Annotated in this window: 19 protein-coding genes; 7 read left to right on the forward strand and 12 right to left on the reverse strand. The window is 72.2% G+C overall.

The window, feature by feature from the left end; genetic code table 11:
* Window positions 1-30: 30 nt before the first annotated feature.
* The 4 genes from M1L60_RS05490 to M1L60_RS05505 form a co-directional block, all read right to left on the reverse strand.
* Entirely contained in the window at window positions 31-918 is an 888-nt protein-coding gene (locus M1L60_RS05490; protein ID WP_253236178.1) for a hypothetical protein, read from the reverse strand.
* A gap of 4 nt (window positions 919-922) precedes the next feature.
* Entirely contained in the window at window positions 923-1,183 is a 261-nt protein-coding gene (locus M1L60_RS05495) for a hypothetical protein (RefSeq protein WP_253236179.1), read from the reverse strand.
* A 799-nt stretch (window positions 1,184-1,982) separates the two neighbouring features.
* Window positions 1,983-3,167 (reverse strand): MFS transporter, encoded by a 1,185-nt coding sequence (locus M1L60_RS05500; RefSeq protein ID WP_253236180.1) that lies wholly within the window; start codon window positions 3,165-3,167, stop codon window positions 1,983-1,985.
* A 614-nt stretch (window positions 3,168-3,781) separates the two neighbouring features.
* Window positions 3,782-4,162 (reverse strand): hypothetical protein, encoded by a 381-nt coding sequence (locus M1L60_RS05505; RefSeq protein WP_253236181.1) that lies wholly within the window; start codon window positions 4,160-4,162, stop codon window positions 3,782-3,784.
* 140 nt (window positions 4,163-4,302) lie between these two features.
* On the opposite strand from M1L60_RS05505, the gene M1L60_RS05510 reads away from it, so the two are divergent.
* Complete coding sequence (locus M1L60_RS05510; RefSeq protein WP_253236182.1) at window positions 4,303-6,834, forward strand: ATP-dependent Clp protease ATP-binding subunit; 2,532 nt, start codon at window positions 4,303-4,305, stop codon at window positions 6,832-6,834.
* A 47-nt stretch (window positions 6,835-6,881) separates the two neighbouring features.
* Here the strand turns inward: M1L60_RS05510 and M1L60_RS05515 are convergent, their stop codons facing one another.
* Both M1L60_RS05515 and M1L60_RS05520 read right to left on the reverse strand, forming a co-directional pair.
* On the reverse strand, window positions 6,882-7,871 hold the full coding sequence (locus M1L60_RS05515; protein WP_253236183.1) for a LysR family transcriptional regulator: 990 nt from the start codon (window positions 7,869-7,871) through the stop codon (window positions 6,882-6,884).
* Between the two features lie 100 nt (window positions 7,872-7,971).
* The gene (locus M1L60_RS05520) at window positions 7,972-8,550 is read right to left on the reverse strand and encodes a hemerythrin domain-containing protein (RefSeq protein WP_253236492.1); all 579 of its coding nucleotides are present in this window, start codon (window positions 8,548-8,550) and stop codon (window positions 7,972-7,974) included.
* A gap of 77 nt (window positions 8,551-8,627) precedes the next feature.
* Here M1L60_RS05520 and M1L60_RS05525 point away from each other — a divergent pair, with 77 nt between their 5' ends.
* Together M1L60_RS05525 and M1L60_RS05530 are read left to right on the forward strand one after the other, a co-directional pair.
* A complete protein-coding gene (locus M1L60_RS05525) occupies window positions 8,628-9,938 on the forward strand; it encodes a M20/M25/M40 family metallo-hydrolase (protein WP_253236184.1) in 1,311 nt (436 codons plus the stop codon).
* A gap of 22 nt (window positions 9,939-9,960) precedes the next feature.
* Window positions 9,961-10,635 carry a hypothetical protein gene (locus tag M1L60_RS05530; RefSeq protein ID WP_253236185.1) on the forward strand — a complete coding sequence of 225 codons (675 nt, stop codon included), beginning with the start codon at window positions 9,961-9,963 and terminating at the stop codon, window positions 10,633-10,635.
* Between the two features lie 48 nt (window positions 10,636-10,683).
* On the opposite strand, the gene M1L60_RS05535 is transcribed toward M1L60_RS05530, so the two are convergent.
* From M1L60_RS05535 to M1L60_RS05560, 6 genes are read right to left on the reverse strand one after another with little or no spacing between them, the layout of a single operon-like run.
* Window positions 10,684-10,875: a DUF5703 family protein gene (locus tag M1L60_RS05535; protein ID WP_253236186.1), complete on the reverse strand. Its 192-nt coding sequence runs from the start codon at window positions 10,873-10,875 to the stop codon at window positions 10,684-10,686.
* A 5-nt stretch (window positions 10,876-10,880) separates the two neighbouring features.
* Entirely contained in the window at window positions 10,881-11,954 is a 1,074-nt protein-coding gene (locus tag M1L60_RS05540; RefSeq protein ID WP_253236187.1) for a hypothetical protein, read from the reverse strand.
* 58 nt (window positions 11,955-12,012) lie between these two features.
* Window positions 12,013-12,420, reverse strand: coding sequence for a response regulator transcription factor (locus M1L60_RS05545; protein ID WP_438862073.1), 408 nt, complete (start codon window positions 12,418-12,420; stop codon window positions 12,013-12,015).
* Between the two features lie 43 nt (window positions 12,421-12,463).
* Window positions 12,464-13,246 carry a sensor histidine kinase gene (locus M1L60_RS05550; RefSeq protein WP_253236188.1) on the reverse strand — a complete coding sequence of 261 codons (783 nt, stop codon included), beginning with the start codon at window positions 13,244-13,246 and terminating at the stop codon, window positions 12,464-12,466.
* Window positions 13,243-13,572: a hypothetical protein gene (locus M1L60_RS05555; RefSeq protein WP_253236189.1), complete on the reverse strand. Its 330-nt coding sequence runs from the start codon at window positions 13,570-13,572 to the stop codon at window positions 13,243-13,245. Before M1L60_RS05555 ends, M1L60_RS05550 begins: the two co-directional genes overlap by 4 nt.
* The gene (locus tag M1L60_RS05560; RefSeq protein WP_253236190.1) at window positions 13,573-14,568 is read right to left on the reverse strand and encodes an aldo/keto reductase; all 996 of its coding nucleotides are present in this window, start codon (window positions 14,566-14,568) and stop codon (window positions 13,573-13,575) included.
* Between the two features lie 136 nt (window positions 14,569-14,704).
* On the opposite strand from M1L60_RS05560, the gene M1L60_RS05565 reads away from it, so the two are divergent.
* From M1L60_RS05565 to M1L60_RS05580, 4 genes are all read left to right on the forward strand, one after another.
* Window positions 14,705-15,757: an LLM class F420-dependent oxidoreductase gene (locus M1L60_RS05565; RefSeq protein ID WP_253236191.1), complete on the forward strand. Its 1,053-nt coding sequence runs from the start codon at window positions 14,705-14,707 to the stop codon at window positions 15,755-15,757.
* Entirely contained in the window at window positions 15,757-16,440 is a 684-nt protein-coding gene (locus M1L60_RS05570) for a histidine phosphatase family protein (RefSeq protein WP_253236192.1), read from the forward strand. The genes M1L60_RS05565 and M1L60_RS05570 overlap by 1 nt, the downstream gene beginning before the upstream one ends.
* A gap of 109 nt (window positions 16,441-16,549) precedes the next feature.
* Window positions 16,550-17,152, forward strand: coding sequence for a DUF3090 domain-containing protein (locus tag M1L60_RS05575; RefSeq protein WP_253236193.1), 603 nt, complete (start codon window positions 16,550-16,552; stop codon window positions 17,150-17,152).
* Entirely contained in the window at window positions 17,149-17,964 is an 816-nt protein-coding gene (locus M1L60_RS05580) for an SCO1664 family protein (RefSeq protein WP_438862074.1), read from the forward strand. Before M1L60_RS05575 ends, M1L60_RS05580 begins: the two co-directional genes overlap by 4 nt.
* Window positions 17,965-17,983: the final 19 nt, after the last annotated feature.

Genomic DNA, 17,983 nt, shown 5'->3' on the forward strand with positions numbered 1-17,983 from the left:
TCGGCCCGTTCTCGGTTGTGATCTCGGGCCTCATCGCTGGTCGGGAGCCTCGGTGGGGCGGCGCACCGGGTCGGGCGCGTTCGCGTCGAGCGTGCCTGCGTCGCGGCCCAGCCGGGCCAGCAGGACGCCGGTGAGCACGCCCGCGGTGACCGCGCTGTCGGCCGGGTGACTGGCCTGGCCGGCCGGAGACCCCTGGGTGGGGACGCGGCAGATCCGGGCGATCAGAGTTTCCAGTACGGCCGGGGACGTGCCCGGCAGCAGCGACTTGACCCGGCCCTCGGCCGCTGAGCGCAGCCGCGGGACGTCCTCGGGCCGGGGCTCGTGCCCGAGCAGGTCGCCGGCCAGGCGGTTCAGCACCGGCGAGCTGATCGCCGACAGCGCCAGCCCGGTCGAGGCGTTGACGCCGTGCAGCTCCCGGCCCAACCGGGCCCGGTCGCCGGCCCGTACGCCCGAAGCCACCCGCCGCAACAGCTCGGCTGTATCCGGGCCTTTCTCGCCCTCGGTCTTGGCCGGCGGCGGCTCGCCGGTCAGCTGGGCCACGCGCTTCTGCCACCACGGGCCGAGCTGCTCGGCCGGGGGAGCGGCCTCGGCCTCCGGCGGTTCGGCCCGGTCGGGTTGCTCGAGGCCGGCCTTCCAGTCCCGGTCGGGCGGAGCCGCGGCGTCACCGGTCAGGCCGATGCTCGCCAGGTATTGCGCGATCGAGTCCTGCGCGAGGCGCAGCGCGGCGGCGGCCCGCTCGGCGTGCTCGGTGGCGTTGCCCAGCTGCGGCACGCCGACCGGGTCGACCGACGTCTCGCGCACCCACATCAGCAGCTCGGTGGCGCTGCGCAGCTTCTCGAGCGCGATGGTGAGCTGACCGGTGGGCAACTCCTCCGAGGTCGCGCGGAGCTGGGCGCCGAGTTCCTGAATCAGCGACATCGCGTCAGAGCTGCGCCGTGTAGGTCTGGGCCTGGTCGACGGCCTGCAACGTCGCACTCAGACAATCCTCGAGCGACTGGTCGGCCTGGGACAGCGAGGCGTGCGCGGTGCTCACCGCGTCGTTGCCGCTGCCGTCGAGCGCGGCGGCCAGGCTCTGCTGCGCCTCGCCCAGTTTCTCGCGGGCGGCCTGGATGGCCTGCTGGCCCTCGGAGACCTGCTGCAGTGCAGCGTCCACAGCCGCTTTGACCTCAGCGACACTCGCCACCGCCGTTGTGCCTCCTGCTAAGTGGAACCCGACTCTTCACGCCAGACTACTGCCACGCCCTTTCCCGGCTGCTCGGGCCGCCCCTTGGCCGGTCAACCCGATCGTCCCTATTGGAAAGGGTCATACCCACCCGTCTCGGCGCGGCCCCATGGGTCCGAGGTTCGACCGCTGACTGAACAGGAATGAATCCTGAGAGTTACTGCCCACCGACCCCGAGCGGAACCATCAGGCCTGCTCACGAGCGATCTTTTCACCCCTGCCAAGCGTGGATCATGCCCCATCGCACCCACCGTGCCGGGCCGAACCCCCACTGCGCCTGCTGGGCCGAACCCCCACTGCGCCTGCTGGGCCGAACCCACCGCGCCTGCTGGGCCGAACCCCCACTGCGCCTGCTGGGCCGAACCCCCACTGCGCCTGCTGGGCCGAACCCACCGCGCCTGCTGGGCCGAACCCACTGCGCCGATCGTGTCGGGCCGAACCCCACGCGCCGATCGTGTCGGGCCGATCGTGCTGCGCTGACCGTGCTGCGCTGACCACGCGCACCTCGTTGCGCCCGTGCGGCAGTAGTCAAGCCGGAAAAGTCCGGTCCTGTGGAGAGCGAAGCTTTGTGGACGACGCGATCGATCTCGTCGAGAACGCGTAGGGTCGGGCCCGCCCCCAGGCCGGGCGGGGTGGGCTGGTTGGCGGGGTGGGCTGGTTGGCCGGTCGGGCTGGTCGGCCGGGCTGCGGGTCGCGAGCTGGAAGCGGAATGCGATGCCCCGCGGATCATCCACCCGGAATGACACCCGCCGGCCTCCGATCACTGTGGGTGGCGGCCTCGGACGGTGGCGGCCATGGCGGCGATGCAGAGCAGGGCCACGAGGGGCGCGAACAGGAAGCCGGCGCGGATGCCGGCGTCGGTCAGCGGGCCGGCGGCGGCCGCTCCCAGGGCGCTGCCCACGCTGAAGGCGGTCATGATCCAGGCGAACGCCTCGACGGCCGTGCCGGGTGGGGCCAGGCGGTCGGCGTTGAGGAAGACAGCGGTCAGCAGCGGGGGCAACATCACCCCACTCAAGATCAGCAGTACGGTCATGGCCGCCGTGCCGGGGGCCAGCAGCAGCGGCACGTAGCCGACGGCGAACAGGGCGGCCAGCACCGGCAGCCGGCGCGGGGTGCCCGGGGTCGCCCGCGTGTAGAGCAGACCCCCGACCAGCGCGCCTCCGGCCTGCGCGGCCAGCAGCCAGCCGGTCAGCGAGCGATCACCGGCCGCCTCGGCGTACCCGGTCAGCACGACCGGGATGCTGCCGACGGCCGCTCCGGCGAAGGTCACCCCGGCCACCATGATCGCCAGCCGGTGCGCTCGGAGCGGGCCCAGCCAGTGCCGTTCGATGCGAGTTCCCCGCCATTCCCGTACGGCCGGCGCGCGCACGAACGCCACGACCCCCACGAGTTGGAAGAGGGCGGCGGCGTACAAGCCCGCCGACGGGCCCCCGATCGCCACCGCGGCCAAGGTCACCAGCGGCCCGGCCACGAAGATGACCTCTTGCAGGGCGATGTCCAGGGCGTACGCGGCGTGGACAGTGTTCGGCGGCACCAGGGCGGGCCAGAGCGCGCGCAGGCACGCCTCCATCGGCGGCGTGCCCAGCCCGGCCAGCGCCGCCCCGGCCGCGATCACGAGCGGCCGCCCGGGCGCGAGCGAGACGATCACGTAGCCCACGGCCGAGAGCGCCGCCGAGCCGTACAGGACGGGCGGCTGCCGCCACCGGTCGACTGCCCGGGCCAGGACGGGAGCGCCGACCGCCATCCCGGCGGTGAAGACGGCGACGAGCGCCGCCGCCGTGACCAGGCTGACCGACTCACGGGCAAACAGCAGCAAAGCGAGCGGCGACGCCCCCAGCGGCAGGCGGCCGACCTGGCTGGCCGTGAGAACAAGAGGTACGTACGGCTGACGCAGCACAGCGCGCGCACCGGCGCGCTCGGCCGGAGAAGCGGAAATAGCAGACATGCGGTTCACTCCGAAGATCGCGAGAAGCAGGGGGCGCCGCGGCAACGACGGCAGCCGCGGCAACGACGGCAGCGACGGGGGCCGCGGCAGCGACGGGGGCCGCGGCAGCGACGGGGGCCGCGGCAGCGACGGGGGCCGCGGCAACGACGGGAGCTGCAACGACATGGGGTGCTGCCAACGACGGCGTTCTTGGCGGCACAGTCCCGACGGCGACCGGGGTCACGGCAGCGCCGGCATCGCGCCGAAACGACGCGTCGCGGACTGCCGAGAGCCGCGGGCGGCATTCGATCGCGAGTGTTGAGTCGCGATACCGCTGGTCGCGGGCTGCGACGGCGCACGCCGGTTACGGGGTCGCAGGCATGATCCGGGCCGGTGGCCGGCAGCAGAGACGCCCGGGAAAGGGCGACCGGAGGGCGGGCGGCTCAGGCAGCGTGGACAGGAGCCCACGGGGGCCAGAGCGGCGGAGGCGCCCAGAGCGGCCGATCGCGGAGTGAACGAGCGGGCGCGAAGTCACGGCGCTCGTGATCGTCGCCGTACAGCGGCAGCGCGGGCGTGATCCAGCTCCCAGCGGGAGCCCAGACGCGGGTCACCGAGCGTGCGATCACGCTCACACCTTACCGTCGCGGGACGCTTGTGGGGCCCCTCACTTCGCCCCCGAATGCGGTGACCCGGTCGCGCAAGCCGCGGTCAGCGGTGATCACCACGACCCGGCGGTCGGGGGCCGCGACGCGTACCAAGTCAGCGATGGCGTCGTCGCCCGACCCCTGGGCCCGTACGACGGAGACGCCGTTGCCCGTCTGGTCGATATCGCGCGCCTTACCCTCGACGACCAGCGCGACCTCGACCGGCGCGGCAAGATCGGGGAGACCGGTGGTCTGCACCGGGGCCAGCGCGTCGCGCAGTCGTTCGGCCGCTCCCGCGCGGTCGCGCCACCAGCCGTCGGGCACCGAACCGACGACGTTGGCCCCGTCGACGACCACCAGGGGTACGGTCATGAAGTTGAGCCTACCCGAGTCAACTTTTCCTCGGAACGGGGAATGGAGGGCTGGCCCACAGCGCTGATACGGGGCGTGCGAGGCGGGGTACGCACCCGCCACGGACGAAGGCTACGAGAGAAGAAGAGAAGAGAAGACGGATGAGCATCGGACCGATCGGACCCTCTGGTCCCGGCCAGTGGGACGACTTCTTCGCGCGCTTCTTCGGTGCGGCGGACCCGCGCCGTTCGGCGCGCATCGACATCACGAAGTACATGAGCGGCGACGCCCGTGAGGTTCTCTCCGGCGCCGCCCGTCGCGCGGCCGAGCTCGCCGATCCCGACCGGCCGGTCGCCGACCTCGACACCGACCACCTGCTGTGGTCGGTGCTCCAGCAGGAGCCGATGAAGCAGACCGTTCGCCGCGCCGGCGCCGACCCCGACTCGCTGCTGGCCGCGCTGGGCCGCCCGGCCGGGGTCCGCGAGGACCTGCCGGCCCAGGTCGCCCTGACCCCGGCCGCGAAGCGGGCGCTGCTCGACAGCCTGCAGATCTCGCGGGCGCTGGGCTCCTCCTACGTGGGTCCCGAGCACATCCTGATGGCGCTCGGCCTCAACGCCGACTCCGCCGCCGGCCGGCTGCTGGCCGGCAAGCTCGACCCGCAGGCGCTGCAGCAGCAGGGCGGCTCGGAGCCCAAGGCGTCGCAGAGCCGGGGCGGTACCCCCAACAACCCGAACACCCCGACGCTCGAGCAGTTCGGCGTCGACCTGACCGAGATGGCCCGGCGCGGCGAGATCGACCCGGTGATCGGCCGGGCCGACGAGATCGAGCAGGCCGTCGAGATCCTGTCCCGGCGCACCAAGAACAACCCGGTGCTGATCGGCGAGGCCGGCGTGGGCAAGACCGCGATCGTCGAGGGCCTGGCCCAGCGCATCGTGGACGGTGACGTGCCGCTGACCCTCGAGGGCAAGCGGGTCATCCAGCTCGACCTGGCCGGCCTGGTCGCGGGCACCCGCTACCGGGGCGACTTCGAGGAGCGCCTGCGCAAGGTCATCGACGAGATCCAGAACGAGGGCGACGGCCTGATCGTCTTCCTCGACGAGATCCACACCCTGGTCGGCGCGGGTGGTGGCGGTGGCGACGGCGGCGGCATGGACGCGAGCAACATGCTCAAGCCGGCCCTGGCCCGCGGTCAGCTGCGGGTGGTCGGCGCGACCACGCTCGACGAGTACCGCAAGTACATCGAGAAGGACGCGGCTCTGGCCCGGCGGTTCCAGCCGGTGCTGGTGGGCGAGCCCTCGGTCGAGGACACGGTGCAGATCCTGCGCGGCCTGCGCGACAACTACGAGGCCCACCACCAGGTGCGGATCACGGACGAGGCGCTGGACGCCGCGGCCGAGCTGTCCGACCGCTACATCACCGACCGGTTCCTGCCCGACAAGGCGATCGACCTGATCGACCAGGCCGGGGCCCGGGTGCGGCTGCGGGTCAAGACGCCCGACGCCGGTGTCCGCGAGCGCGAGCGCAAGCTGGACGAGCTCTCCCGCGACCGCGACCAGGCGGTGGCGGCCGAGAACTACGAGAAGGCGTCGGCCCTGCGCGACGAGATCAATCAGCTCAAGGCCGAGATCGAGCAGGGTGTCAGCGGCTCCGACAGCGTTCCCCACGTGACCGAGGCCGACATCGCCGAGGTCGTGAGCCGGGCCACCGGCATCCCGGTCGCGCAGCTCACCGAGGAGGAGCGCGAGCGTCTGCTGCGTCTCGAGGCGCACCTGCACGAGCGGGTGGTCGGCCAGGACGACGCGGTCGAGGCCGTGGCCGAGGCGGTGCGCCGCTCGCGGGCCGGTCTGGGCGACCCGGACCGTCCGGTGGGCAGCTTCCTGTTCCTGGGCCCGACCGGTGTCGGCAAGACCGAGCTGGCCCGTTCGCTGGCCGAGGCGCTGTTCGGCGACTCGGACCGGATGATCCGGCTCGACATGAGCGAGTTCCAGGAGCGGCACACCGTGTCGCGGCTGGTCGGGGCGCCTCCCGGCTACGTCGGCTACGACGAGGCGGGTCAGCTGACCGAGGCGGTGCGGCGCCGTCCGTACAGTGTGGTTCTGCTCGACGAGATCGAGAAGGCCCACCCGGACGTGTTCAACGTGCTGCTGCAGGTGCTCGACGACGGCCGGCTGACCGACAGCCAGGGCCGCACGGTGAGCTTCAAGAACACCGTGCTGATCATGACCAGCAACCTCGGGTCGGACCTGATCAACGGCACCCGCCGCAGCGTCGGCTTCGGTGCGGCCGGCGGCGCCTCGCCCGACGAGGAGCTGCGCGACCGGCTCGACCGGCGGCTCAAGGAGCAGCTGCGCCCGGAGTTCATCAACCGAATCGATGAGATCATCATCTTCCGGCAGCTGGAGCAGGAGCAGGTCCGGCAGATCACCGAGCTCATGCTCGACGAGACGCGGCGCCGCCTGCACAACCAGGACGTCACCCTCGAGATCACCACGGCCGCGGTCGACTGGCTGGCCGAGAAGGGCTTCCAGCCCGAGTTCGGCGCCCGCCCGCTGCGCCGGGTCATCCAGCGCGAGCTGGACAACCGGCTGTCGACCATGCTGCTCGGCGCCGACCTGGCGCCCGGGCAGACGGTCAGGGTGGACGCGGCCGACGGCAAGCTGACCTTCGAGGTTGCCTCGCCGGTCACCGCCTGACGATCCGGCTACGAGAAAGGGCCCGGCATGATGCCGGGCCCTTTCGTCTATTTCTCTTGCGCCGCGGTCAGGCTGCGGACCACGCCCAGGTGCGGGTAGTCCGCCATCCAGTCGACGAAGTCCGGGTTGCGCTCCACGACCTCCTGGTACGCCTCCTGCGCCATCTCCATCAGCTTGTCCGAGCCGAGGGCGGCGGGGGAGTCGGGGTGCCAGCCCAGCACCAGCCGCCAGCGCAGCGGGGCGCCCCGCAGCGGCCGCGAGGTCAGCCCGGGCGGCGGCCGGAACGTGCCCTGGCACAGGGCGAGCGCCATGCCCGACTCGACCATGTCGATGCAGCCGCGCACGTCGCTCTCGAGCATGCGCCGCGGCGTGAAGCCGGCCCGGGCGCAAGCCGCCGCGAAGCAGTCGCCGAAGCAGCCGTCGCCGGTCGAGGCCACCCACGACTCCGAGGCCAGCTCGGCCAGGTCGACGTCGACGCCCTTGGTGCCCGGGTGGTCGTCGGGCATCAGCACGCAGATGCCGTCGACGGCGATGGTCTGCCAGACCAGGCCGTAGTCGGCCGAGGGGATGGCGTCGCCGCACACACCGACCTGGGCGTAGTCGAGCTTGCCGGCCAGCACCATGTTGGCCAGATCGTCCACGTAGTACGAGGCGTGGGTGGTGATCTGGGCCTCGGGCTGGGCCTGCGAGAGCCGGGACACCATGCCGCCGATGATCGGGCCGCCGAGCGCCCCTATTCGGTAGCGGCTCATGGTGTCGGCCCCGGACGCGCCGGCCATCCGGGCCGCCTCGTCCTGCAGGCCCTTCATGGCCGGCAGCAGCACCCGGGCCCGGGCGAGCACGAGCTCGCCCAGCGCCGTGGGCCGGGCGCCGCGACGGTCCCGCTCGAACAGCGGGCCGCCCAGGGTGCGTTCGATGCGCTGCAGCTGCGCGGTCAGGGCCGGCTGGGCCAGCCCGAGCTGCGATGCCGCCTTGGTGACGCTGCCGGTCTCCGCGATGGCGCAGACCACCTTGAGATGCCGCAGCTCCAGGTTCATAACGTGACGTTAGGACCTGGAAGACATCGAAGGCTAGCCCTATGACGCGGTGAAAGATCCCCCACTTGTGACAAATGGGTTAACCAATCCGGTGTAATGCCTACAAATCCTTGGCGTACGTGGTCCGGCGTGTGACGGCATCACGCAATTTGTCCACTACGGCCACCGCCGGATCCACCACTTTGTTCCAGGGCGGAGTCGACGGAGTGCCGGGGTGGGGGCGGGTCGGCGCCGCCTCCTCGGCCGTTTCGAACCGGTTGCCGACCCGGATCAGGTCCTCGATCGGCACCATCTGCACGAGGACCGGCAGAAGCTCCTCGGCATCGGCGTCCACGTGGCGGCGTACGGCGTCCGCGACGTTCTTGATCTTCTCGGGCGACAACTCTTTCTGCAGTTGTTGCAAAGTGATCAACAGCTGCCGGTCCTCGGCCAGCTCGCGCTCGGTCAGCTGCTCGCCGCCCGGCACGGTCCGGCGTACGGCCGGGTAGAGGTACTGCTCCTCGGCGCTGAGGTGGCGCGAGAGCTCGGCGATCAGCACGTCGGCCAGGCGTTTGTCGTCCGGGGCAGCGCTCAGCCGGTCGCACAGCCCGAGCAGCTCACGGTGCTCCCCGGTGATCACGTCGACGACGTTGCGGCCGGTGGTCTCGCCGCCCACCGGCGGCAGCGGGGGAAGATTCAAGGAAGACACGCGCCGCGCATTACCCCCGCGCCCGCTCCGGATAAACCCGCGCAACGATCTCCTGGTAAGAAGGGCGGATGGAGACCATCGCCGCCGCCGACGAGGTCGTGGGCATCTGCCGTGACCTGCTGCGCATCGACACCACCAACACCGGCGACCCGCGCACCACGGTCGGTGAGCGCGTCGCCGCCGAGTACGTCGCGGCCCAGCTCGGCGAGGTCGGCATCGACGCCGAGCTGATGGAGTCCGCGCCGAAGCGGGCCAACCTGGTCGCCCGCATCCCCGGCGCCGACCGCAGCCGCGGCGCCCTGCTGTTGCACGGCCACCTCGACGTGGTGCCGGCCGACGCCAGCGAGTGGTCGGTCGATCCCTTCTCGGGCGAGGAGAAGGACGGCTACTTGTGGGGCCGCGGCGCGATCGACATGAAGGACTTCGACGCGATGATGCTCGCGGTCGTCCGCGACTGGGCCCGCACCGGCTACGTGCCGCCGCGCGACATCGTGCTCTGCTACACCGCCGACGAGGAAGCCGGCATGCAGTACGGCTCGCAGTGGCTGGTCGACAACCACCGCGACCTGTTCGAGGGCTGCACCGAGGCGATCGGCGAGGTCGGCGGCTACTCCTACACGGTGAACGACGACCTGCGCCTCTACCTGGTGCAGACGGCCGAGAAGGGGCTCGACTGGCTGCGTCTGCACGCCACCGGCCGCCCCGGCCACGGCTCGTTCATCCACGACGACAACGCGGTCACCAACCTGGCCGACGCGGTGGCCCGGGTCGGCCACCACCGCTTCCCGACCGTGGTCACACCGACCGTGCGGGCCTTCCTCGAGCAGGTCGGCGACGCGCTGGGGATCGACATCGACCCGGCCAACCCCGAGCAGGCGATCGCCAAGCTGGGCCCGATCGCCAACCTGATCGGCGCCACCATCCGCAACACGGCCAACCCGACCCGCCTCGAGGCCGGGTACAAGGACAACGTGATCCCCGGGCGGGCCTCGGCCACCATCGACTGCCGCACGCTGCCCGGCGAGGCCGACGGGTTCCTGGCCACCCTGCGCGAGCTGATCGGGCCCGACATCGAGATCGAGCACGTCCACCAGCAGCCCGCGGTCGAGACCTCGTTCGACGGCGCGCTGGTCGACGCGATGGGTGCCGCGCTGCGCGCCGAGGATCCGGGTGCGCGTACCGTGCCCTACCTGATGTCCGGGGGGACGGACGCGAAGGCGTTCGCGACCCTGGGCATCCGATGCTTCGGGTTCGCCCCGCTGAAGCTTCCCGCCGACCTGAACTTCGCCTCGTTGTTCCACGGCATCGACGAGCGGGTCCCGGTCGACGGGCTAAAGTTCGGCGTGCGTGTGCTCGACCGTCTGCTCCGCAACAGCTGATCTGTGGGAAGGACCCATTCCGATGACCGACCAGAACCAGGAGCTCGACGCCGCCCTCGAGCGGGTGATCGAGGCCTCCCGGGCGCACCTCGCGGCGGTCAAGGCGGCCGAGGGCCGTGTTGACGACGACGGTGTCTGGCAGGCGTACGTCGACCTGAACAACGCTTCCTTCGCGTACGACGAGAAGCTGCTCGACGCGTACGGCGAGGTGACGCCGTGGGACGTGGAGTCGATCGACCCCGACGAGGCCGACCAGCGCTTCGGCCTGGGCGTCGAGGGCGTCGACGGTTCCGGCTCGGGCGACCCGTACCCGCAGGTGCTGTCGGTGCGCCAGCGTCGCGACTACCGCGTGCCCAGCGTGTCGGCCCTGCTGCGCCGGGCCGAGGACGCGCGCCGATCCTCGGTGCCCGAGGACGAGGACGCGGGCCCGGTCGAGACCGTCGGTGAGGCCGTGCTCGAGCTGTTGCAGGCCGGCGACGGCTCGCTCTCGTCGCTCGACGTGCCCGAGCTCGAACCGCTCGACGGGCTGCTCACGGTCAGCGAGATCGCCGAGCCGCTCGACCTCGAGGAGTTCGAGGACTCCGACGGCGACGGCCCGTTCGCTCCGAAGCAGGGCGACCTGCTGGTCGGCCGGCTCGACGAGCACCCGTTCCTGCCCGACGAGGACGATCACGATCACGCCGGTCACCAGCACTGATCTTCATTTGTAGCTGAAGAAGGCCCGTCCGGCTCGGACGGGCCTTTCTCAGTAGCTCAGCCCCGGCTGGGGGCTGGGCTGCACACGGCGGCGGAGCATCACCTTGCGGCTGCCGTCGGCGAAGAGCTGGACGCGGGCCAGCTCCCACCCCGAGAACTCCGCCTGAATGGTGAGCTGCGCCGCCGCGGTCAACCGATCGACATTCGAGGGCAACCGCAGCGGCGCGTATTCGTAGTCCATGGGAACTAATATGCTCCCGCTTCCGCCCTGGACACCAGCCCCGCGGGCCGGTGTCCTCGCCCGCAGTTCGTGCAGGCCGGACGCCGCCTGAGGTAGTAGGCGAGGGTGGCCGCGCCCAGGCTCAGGCTCCAGAACGGCCAGGTCAGGATCGGGGCGGCGGCGAGGCCGTGGACGGCCGTCCCGGCGGACGCGCCGGACTGGGTGAAGAAGCCGACCGAGGCCGACATCACAAAGATCGCGACCAGGGTGGCCGGCACGGTGGCCAGCCGGATCGGCACCCGCCGGCCGGCCAGACCGACCATCCACCGCGGGAACACCTCGCCCCAGCGCTGCACCAGGCCCAGGGTCAGGATCGCGCCGGCCACCGCGAACGCGCCGAGCCCGGCGCCGGCCCAGACCAGGCCGGTCTCCTGCATCTCGTCCAGGAACTCGCGCGAGATGCCGAGCGGGATCCCGGCCGCCCAGGCCAGCCGCACCACGGCGTACAGCAGAGGAATGACGGCCGCGAGGTAAGTGGCCGGCTTGCCCCAGCGGGCGGCCGACTCGCGCGTCCAGCGTCCGGGCCGGTCGCTGCGGCCGCAGTCGGGGCACGCCCCGATGCTCCCGAACTGCCAGCGCAGCGCCGCCCGGGCCAGCAGCAGACCGCCAAGCACGGCGAACGCCTGGTTGGCCAGGGTCCAAGTGAAGATCTCGGCGTAGTCGACCGGTGGCCAGCCGAACGGGAAGCCGATGATCAGCATGGGCAGGTAGCCGGCCAGCGTGAGCAGCCGTATGTCGGGCAGCACGACCAGCAGAACGGCGACCACCAACCAGATGTACGTCAACAGGGCCGCTCGCAGCGGGGCCGCCACCGTCCGCCGGCCGCTCAGGGTCAGCATGATCACGGCCGCCACCAGCAGGACGCCGGCGAACAGCGGTGCGCCGGCCTCCGGCGACAACGTCCGCAACGCGCTGGTGTCGCCCGCGTCGCTGCCCGGGCCGTACGGGTAACCGCGCCCGGTCAGGTCCAGACCAGCGCGACCGTGCCGTAGAGGGCGGCCCAGCCGGCCGCCAGTTTCTGTGCCGTGTTCGTCATGCATCGACGATCTCGATTCGCCGGCCGCGAGAGATCCCGGCCGCGGGGGAACCGATCCCTCGCTAGGGGGAGATGAAGCCCGTCCGGTACGCGATGACGACCGCCTGCGTGCGGTCGCGCACCCCCAGCTTGCCGAGCACGCTGCCGACATGCGTCTTGATCGTCTCGACGCCGAGCACCAGCCGGCCGGCGATCTCGGCGTTGGACAGGCCCTCGGCCATCAGCCCCAGCACCTCGGCCTCGCGCTCGGTCAGCCGCGGCCCGGGCAGGCGCCCGCCGGACGGGCGGTGGTGGGCGGCGGCCAGTCGGCGCACGGCCGCCGGGAAGAGCAGCGAGTCGCCCCGGGCGACCAGGCGCACGGCCTCGGTGATCCGCTCCGGGCGGGCCCGCTTGAGCAGGAAGCCGCTGGCCCCGGCGGCCAGGGCCTCGTACACGTACTCGTCGTTCTCGAAGGTGGTGAGCACCAGCACCCGGCCCGGATCAGGTCGTCGTCGTCCACGATCAGCACCCGGGTCATGTGTTCCCTCCGCTCGGCAGGCGGGCCACGACCCGCCACACTCCCTCGTCCGCTCCGGCCCGCAAGGTGCCACCCAGCAGGCGTACGCGTTCGCGCATGCCGGCCAGACCCCGGCCGCCACCACCCGGGAGCGAGGGGCCGACCGTGTTCGTGATCTCGATGACCAGGTCGTCCGGCCCGGTGATGCGCAGCGTGGGTCGTCCGGTGCCGTGCTTGGCCGCGTTGGTCAGGCCCTCCTGCACGATGCGGTAGGCCTCGCGCGAGATCGGCGCCGGCACCTCGACGTCGTCGACCCGCGCGTCGACCGCCGCGGTGAGCAGGCGGTCGAGGTCGCGCAGGGTCGGCGCCCCGGCGTCGCGGAGCAGGCCGAGCACCGCGTCCAGCTCTTCCAAGGCCGTACGCCCGAGCTCTTCGATGTTCTGCAGGGCTTGCCGGGCGAAGGCGGGATCGCTGTCGAAGACCGTGCGGGCCGCCCCGGACTGGATCGTGACGGCGGTCAGCGCGTGGCCGACCGAGTCGTGCAGTTCGCGAGCCAGCCGGTTGCGCTCGGCCAGCTTGCGTTCCTGCGCCTCGAGAGCCGGCGACGGCCCGAGCAGCACCGGGGCCATGGTGGCGGCCAGCGAGCCGAGCCCGGCCGTCGCGTACAGCGTGATCACGAGAAGACCCAGGCCGACGGCGACGCCCGGCACCGGCCCGAGCAGCTTCTCCTGACCGGCGATCGAGAGCACCGCGAGGGGGAGCGCGATCAGCACGCCGGCCCCGATCACCGCGCCGGTCAACAGGTGCAGACCGAACCACAGGGCGCCCGCAGCCGGGCCTCGCGGGTCAGCGGGCGGTTGCGGTCGTGGGCGGGCAGATCGACCCCGAGCAGGGCGTGGGCGGCGGCGATCTCGAGCTCGCGGGTGCCGCCCAGGAACGGCGGGACCGCCCCGATGGCCGCCGCGACCAGGCCGGTGGCGATCACGCCGGCCACGTCCTCCTGGGCCGCGGCGAACATGCCGACGATCAGGGCCACGATCAACGCGTACGGGGTGAAGATGACGGCGCCCAGCAGCAGGAACACGGCCCGCCGGTAAGTCGTGGGGCTGACCAGCGGGCGGAACACTCAGCCCTCGCCGTCCGGGTAGCCGACACCCTCGCGCTCGGGGTAGCCGACGTCGATGGCCGACACGTCGTCGAGCGCGTTGGCGATCTCGGCCGGCAGCGTCAGGTCCTCGCTCTGCAGCGCGCCCTGCAACTGCCCGGCCGTGCGCGCGCCCAGGATCGGCGCGGCCACCCCGGGCCGGTCGCGGATCCAGGCCAGCGCCACCTCGACCGGCGAGACGCCCAGACCGGACGCGGCCGTGACCACCGCCTGCACGATGCTGGAGCTGCGCGGCTCCAGATAGGTCTGCACGAACGGCGCGAGGTGTTCGGTGGCGGCACGCGAGTCGAGCGGGCGGCCGTTGCGGTATTTGCCCGTCAGCACGCCCCGGCCCAGCGGCGACCAGGCCAGCACGCCGAAGCCGAGCGCGGCCGAGGCCGGCAGCAGCTCACGCTCGATGCCCCGTTCGAGCAGCGAGTACTCCATCTGGGCGGCCACGATCGGGGCCCGCCCGGGGTACGCCGCCTGCCAGGTCGAGGCGCGCGCGGTCTGCCACGCCGCGAAGTTCGAGACACCCACGTAGCGCACCCGGCCGCTGTTCACCGCATGGTCGAGCGCGCCCAGCGTCTCTTCGAGCGGGGTCATCGGGTCGTTGCCGTGCACCTGCCACAGGTCGACGTAGTCGGTGCCGAGCCGGCGCAGCGACGCGTCGAGCGAGCGCAGCAGGTTGCCGCGCGAGCCGTCGCGGCGGCGGAACCCGTGCGGGGTGAGCCCGGCCTTGGTGGCGATCACCACTTCGTCGCGCGGCACGAGGTGGTCGAGCAGCGAGCCGATCACGTCCTCGGCGTCGCCGTCGCCGTACACGTCGGCCGTGTCGAGCAGCGTGCCGCCCGCCTCGAGAAACAGCTTGAGCTGCGCCGCCGCGTCGTCGGGGTCGGTGTCCCGGCCCCAGGTCATGGTGCCGAGGGCGAGCCGCGAAACCGCCAGCCCGCTACGGCCGAGCGGTCGTTGCAGCATGAGTGAACCTTATTCAGACAACGCCCATAGCGAAATGCCCGCGCTCGCGTCAACCCCGTCGGTAACCGGACCGAAATCGCTCACGGGACAGTCAGTAGGCTTCGGGTGACGTTGTTCATGGGCGGAGGGGGACATCGTGCGGCTCGGACTGAATCTCGGTTACCAGGCGGCGTGGACCACGCCCGCCGACCATCTGGCCATGGCCCAGGAGGCGGACCGGCTCGGCTACGCCGTGGTGTGGTCGGCCGAGGCCTACGGGTCGGACTCGGTGAGCATGCTGGCCTGGATCGCCGGCCAGACCCAGCAGATCGACCTGGGCGCGGCGGTGATGCAGATCCCCGCGCGGACGCCGGCGATGACCGCGATGACGGCGGCCACCATCGACACGTTGTCCGGCGGCCGGTTCCGCCTGGGCCTGGGCGTCAGCGGCCCGCAGGTGTCCGAGGGGTGGCACGGTGTGCGCTTCGCCAAGCCGCTGTCGCGCACCCGCGAGTACGTCGAGATCGTCAAGATGGCCATCGCCCGCCAGCCCGTGTCGTACCAGGGCGAGCACCACACGCTGCCGCTGCCCGACGGCCCCGGCAAGGCGCTGCGGCTCGGCTTCCGCCCGCCGCGCGAGGCCGTGCCGATCTACCTGGCCGCGGTCGGCCCCAAGAATCTCGAACTGGCGGGCGAGATCGCCGACGGCTGGCTGGCCATCTTCTTCGCGCCCGACGCGGCCGGGGAGTACCTGCAGCACATCGAGCGCGGCCGGGCCAAGCACGGGCTCGGGCTGACCGGTTTCGACGTGGCGCCGAGCGTGCCCGTGGTGATCGGCGACAACGTGGCCTGGTGCGCCGACGTGATCCGGCCCTACGCGGCCCTCTACGTCGGTGGCATGGGCAGCCGGGAGCAGAACTTCTACAACCAGCTGGCCGTACGCATGGGTTACGCCGACGAAGCAGCCAAGGTGCAGGACCTCTATCTCAGTGGCCAGAAGGCCGAGGCGGCCGAGGCCGTGCCGCAGGACTTCATCGAGCGCACCTCGATCCTCGGCAACAAGATCCAGGTCAAGGAACGGATCAAGCAGTACGCCGCCGCGGGGGTGGGCACGCTGTCGATCAGCCCGTACGTCGGCGACCTGAAGAGCGGCCTCGACACCCTGCGGATCGTCGCCGAGGCCTACGAAGAGTCCGGCGTGGCCGAGTAGTGGCCACCGTCCTGCTGCTGCGTCACGGGCGCACCACGGCCAACGCCACCGGCGAGCTGGCCGGCCGCCGCCCGGTCGAGCTCGACGACACCGGCCGGGCCCAGGCCGAGCGGGCCGGCGAACGGCTGCGCGCGCTGCCGCTGGCCGCCGTCGTGACCAGCCCGCTCGTCCGCTGCCGGACGACCGTCGAGCTGGCCCTGCCCGGCCTGACGCCCGAGGTCGACGACGAGCTGACCGAGTGCGGCTACGGCGACTGGGAGGGCCGCCCGCTCAAGGAGCTGGCCAAGGAACCGCTCTGGCCGGTCGTGCAGCAGCACCCCAGCGCCGCCGTCTTCCCCAACGGCGAGGCGATGGCCGCGATGTCGGCCCGCGCCATCGCCGCCGTCCGGCGCTGGGACGCCCGGGTCACCGAGTCCCACGGGCCGGACGCGCTGTGGCTGGCCTGCAGCCACGGCGATGTGATCAAGGCCATCGTGGCCGACGCGATGGGCCTGCACCTCGACCAGTTCCAGCGCATCGTGGCCGACCCGGCCTCGGTCAGCGTCATCCGCTACACGCCGACCCGGCCCTTCGTCGTACGCCTGAACGACACCGCCGACCTGCAGTCGCTCATCCCACCGCCGACGGCAAACGCCGAGCGCTCCGACGCCGCCGTGGGCGGTGGCTCCGGCGGCGGGGTCTGACTGCTCTGTGTGACCGGCGTGTTACCGCAGGCTGGTGTGCGTTGCGCCCTCGGCGAACCCGGCCGTCCGGGCTGCGCGGGCCCTCCCCTTCGCGGTTAGGGTTGACCGCATGACCCACCAGGTGCACTCGTTCGAGCCGCCGGAGCGGTTCGTCGCCGGGACGGTGGGCGAGCCCGGCGACCGGACTTTCTTTCTCCAGGCCCGTGGTGGCGGCCGCGTCGTCAGCGTCGCGCTCGAGAAGGTCCAGGTCTCGCTGCTCGCCGAGAAGCTCGAGGAACTGCTCGTCGAGGCCAACAAGCGCTTCGGGGTCTCGCTGCCCGAGGCGCCCGTGCTGGCCGTGCACGACAACGAGCCGCTCGACACCCCCGTCGACGAGGAGTTCCGGGTCGGCACCCTCGGCCTGGCCTTCGACGTCGACACCAGCACCGTGGTCATCGAGGCGATCGAGGCCGGCGAGGCCGAGGTCGAGATCGAGCTCGAAGACGACTCCTCCCCAGAGGTCGACGACGAGGACGAGCCCGACGACGACGATGACGAGCCGGACGACGACCTCGATCGGCTCCGGGTGCGGCTGACCCCCGAGGCGACCCGCGCGTTCATCGACCGCGCCCGCCGGGTGGTCGCGGCCGGGCGCCCGCCGTGCCCGCTCTGCGGCCAGCCGCTCGACCCGGCCGGTCACCTCTGCCCCCGGCACAACGGCTACCACCGGTGACCACCGAGCCCGCCGCCGCGCTGGCCGAGGCCGACGCCCTCGACCTGCTCAGCCGCGGCCGGCTCGAGATCGAGGGCCGGCTGGTCGACGCGTCCAACACCACGCTGCGGGCCGAGATCACGCTCGACGGGCTGACCCGGCGCTGCGTCTACAAACCGGTGCAGGGTGAGCGCCCGCTGTGGGACTTCCCCGACGGCACCCTGGCCGGCCGCGAGGTCTCGGCCTACCTGGTGTCCCAGGCGACGGGGTGGGACCTGGTTCCCCCCACCATCCTGCGCGACGGCCCGCTCGGCTCCGGCGCGCTGCAACTCTGGATCGACGAGCCGGCCACGGCCGAGTCGCTGATCGGCTTCGTGCCCGCCTACGACGTGCCCGAGGGCTGGCTGGCCGTGGCCAACGCCCGCGACGAGGACGGGGACGCCTACGCCCTGGCCCACGCCGACGACCAGCGGCTGGCCCGGCTGGCCGTGTTCGACGCGGTGATCAACAACGCCGACCGCAAGGGCGGGCACGTGCTCTATCCGGCCACCGGCTCGGTGCACGGGGTCGACCACGGGGTCAGCTTCCACGTCGAGAACAAATTGCGTACGGTGCTCTGGGGCTGGACCGGCAAGCCGCTGATCCCCGAGGCGGCCGAGGTGCTGCCCGCGCTGCTGGCCCGGCTCGACGCCGACCTGGGCGCCGCGCTCGAGGACCACCTGACGATCAGCGAGGTGCAGCAGGTGCGGCTGCGTGCGCGGCGGCTGCTGCGGCGGGGCCGGTTCCCCGATCCGCCCCAGGACTGGCCCGCCATTCCCTGGCCGCCTGTGTAGTTTTGTTCACGCCGCCGGG

The sequence above is a fragment of the Paractinoplanes aksuensis genome, assembly GCF_024137025.1.
Taxonomy (GTDB): Bacteria; Actinomycetota; Actinomycetes; order Mycobacteriales; family Micromonosporaceae; genus Actinoplanes; species Actinoplanes aksuensis.

Excerpts from the sequence above, each read along its gene's own strand:
- M1L60_RS05490 (WP_253236178.1), bottom strand. The coding sequence starts at position 918 with ATGTCGCTGATTCAGGAACTCGGCGCCCAGCTCCGCGCGACCTCGGAG.
- M1L60_RS05500 (WP_253236180.1), bottom strand. The coding sequence starts at position 3,167 with ATGTCTGCTATTTCCGCTTCTCCGGCCGAGCGCGCCGGTGCGCGCGCT.
- M1L60_RS05505 (WP_253236181.1), bottom strand. The coding sequence starts at position 4,162 with ATGACCGTACCCCTGGTGGTCGTCGACGGGGCCAACGTCGTCGGTTCG.
- M1L60_RS05510 (WP_253236182.1), top strand. The coding sequence starts at position 4,303 with ATGAGCATCGGACCGATCGGACCCTCTGGTCCCGGCCAGTGGGACGAC.
- M1L60_RS05515 (WP_253236183.1), bottom strand. The coding sequence starts at position 7,871 with ATGAACCTGGAGCTGCGGCATCTCAAGGTGGTCTGCGCCATCGCGGAG.
- M1L60_RS05525 (WP_253236184.1), top strand. The coding sequence starts at position 8,628 with ATGGAGACCATCGCCGCCGCCGACGAGGTCGTGGGCATCTGCCGTGAC.
- M1L60_RS05530 (WP_253236185.1), top strand. The coding sequence starts at position 9,961 with ATGACCGACCAGAACCAGGAGCTCGACGCCGCCCTCGAGCGGGTGATC.
- M1L60_RS05535 (WP_253236186.1), bottom strand. The coding sequence starts at position 10,875 with ATGGACTACGAATACGCGCCGCTGCGGTTGCCCTCGAATGTCGATCGG.
- M1L60_RS05540 (WP_253236187.1), bottom strand. The coding sequence starts at position 11,954 with ATGCATGACGAACACGGCACAGAAACTGGCGGCCGGCTGGGCCGCCCT.
- M1L60_RS05560 (WP_253236190.1), bottom strand. The coding sequence starts at position 14,568 with ATGCTGCAACGACCGCTCGGCCGTAGCGGGCTGGCGGTTTCGCGGCTC.
- M1L60_RS05575 (WP_253236193.1), top strand. The coding sequence starts at position 16,550 with ATGACCCACCAGGTGCACTCGTTCGAGCCGCCGGAGCGGTTCGTCGCC.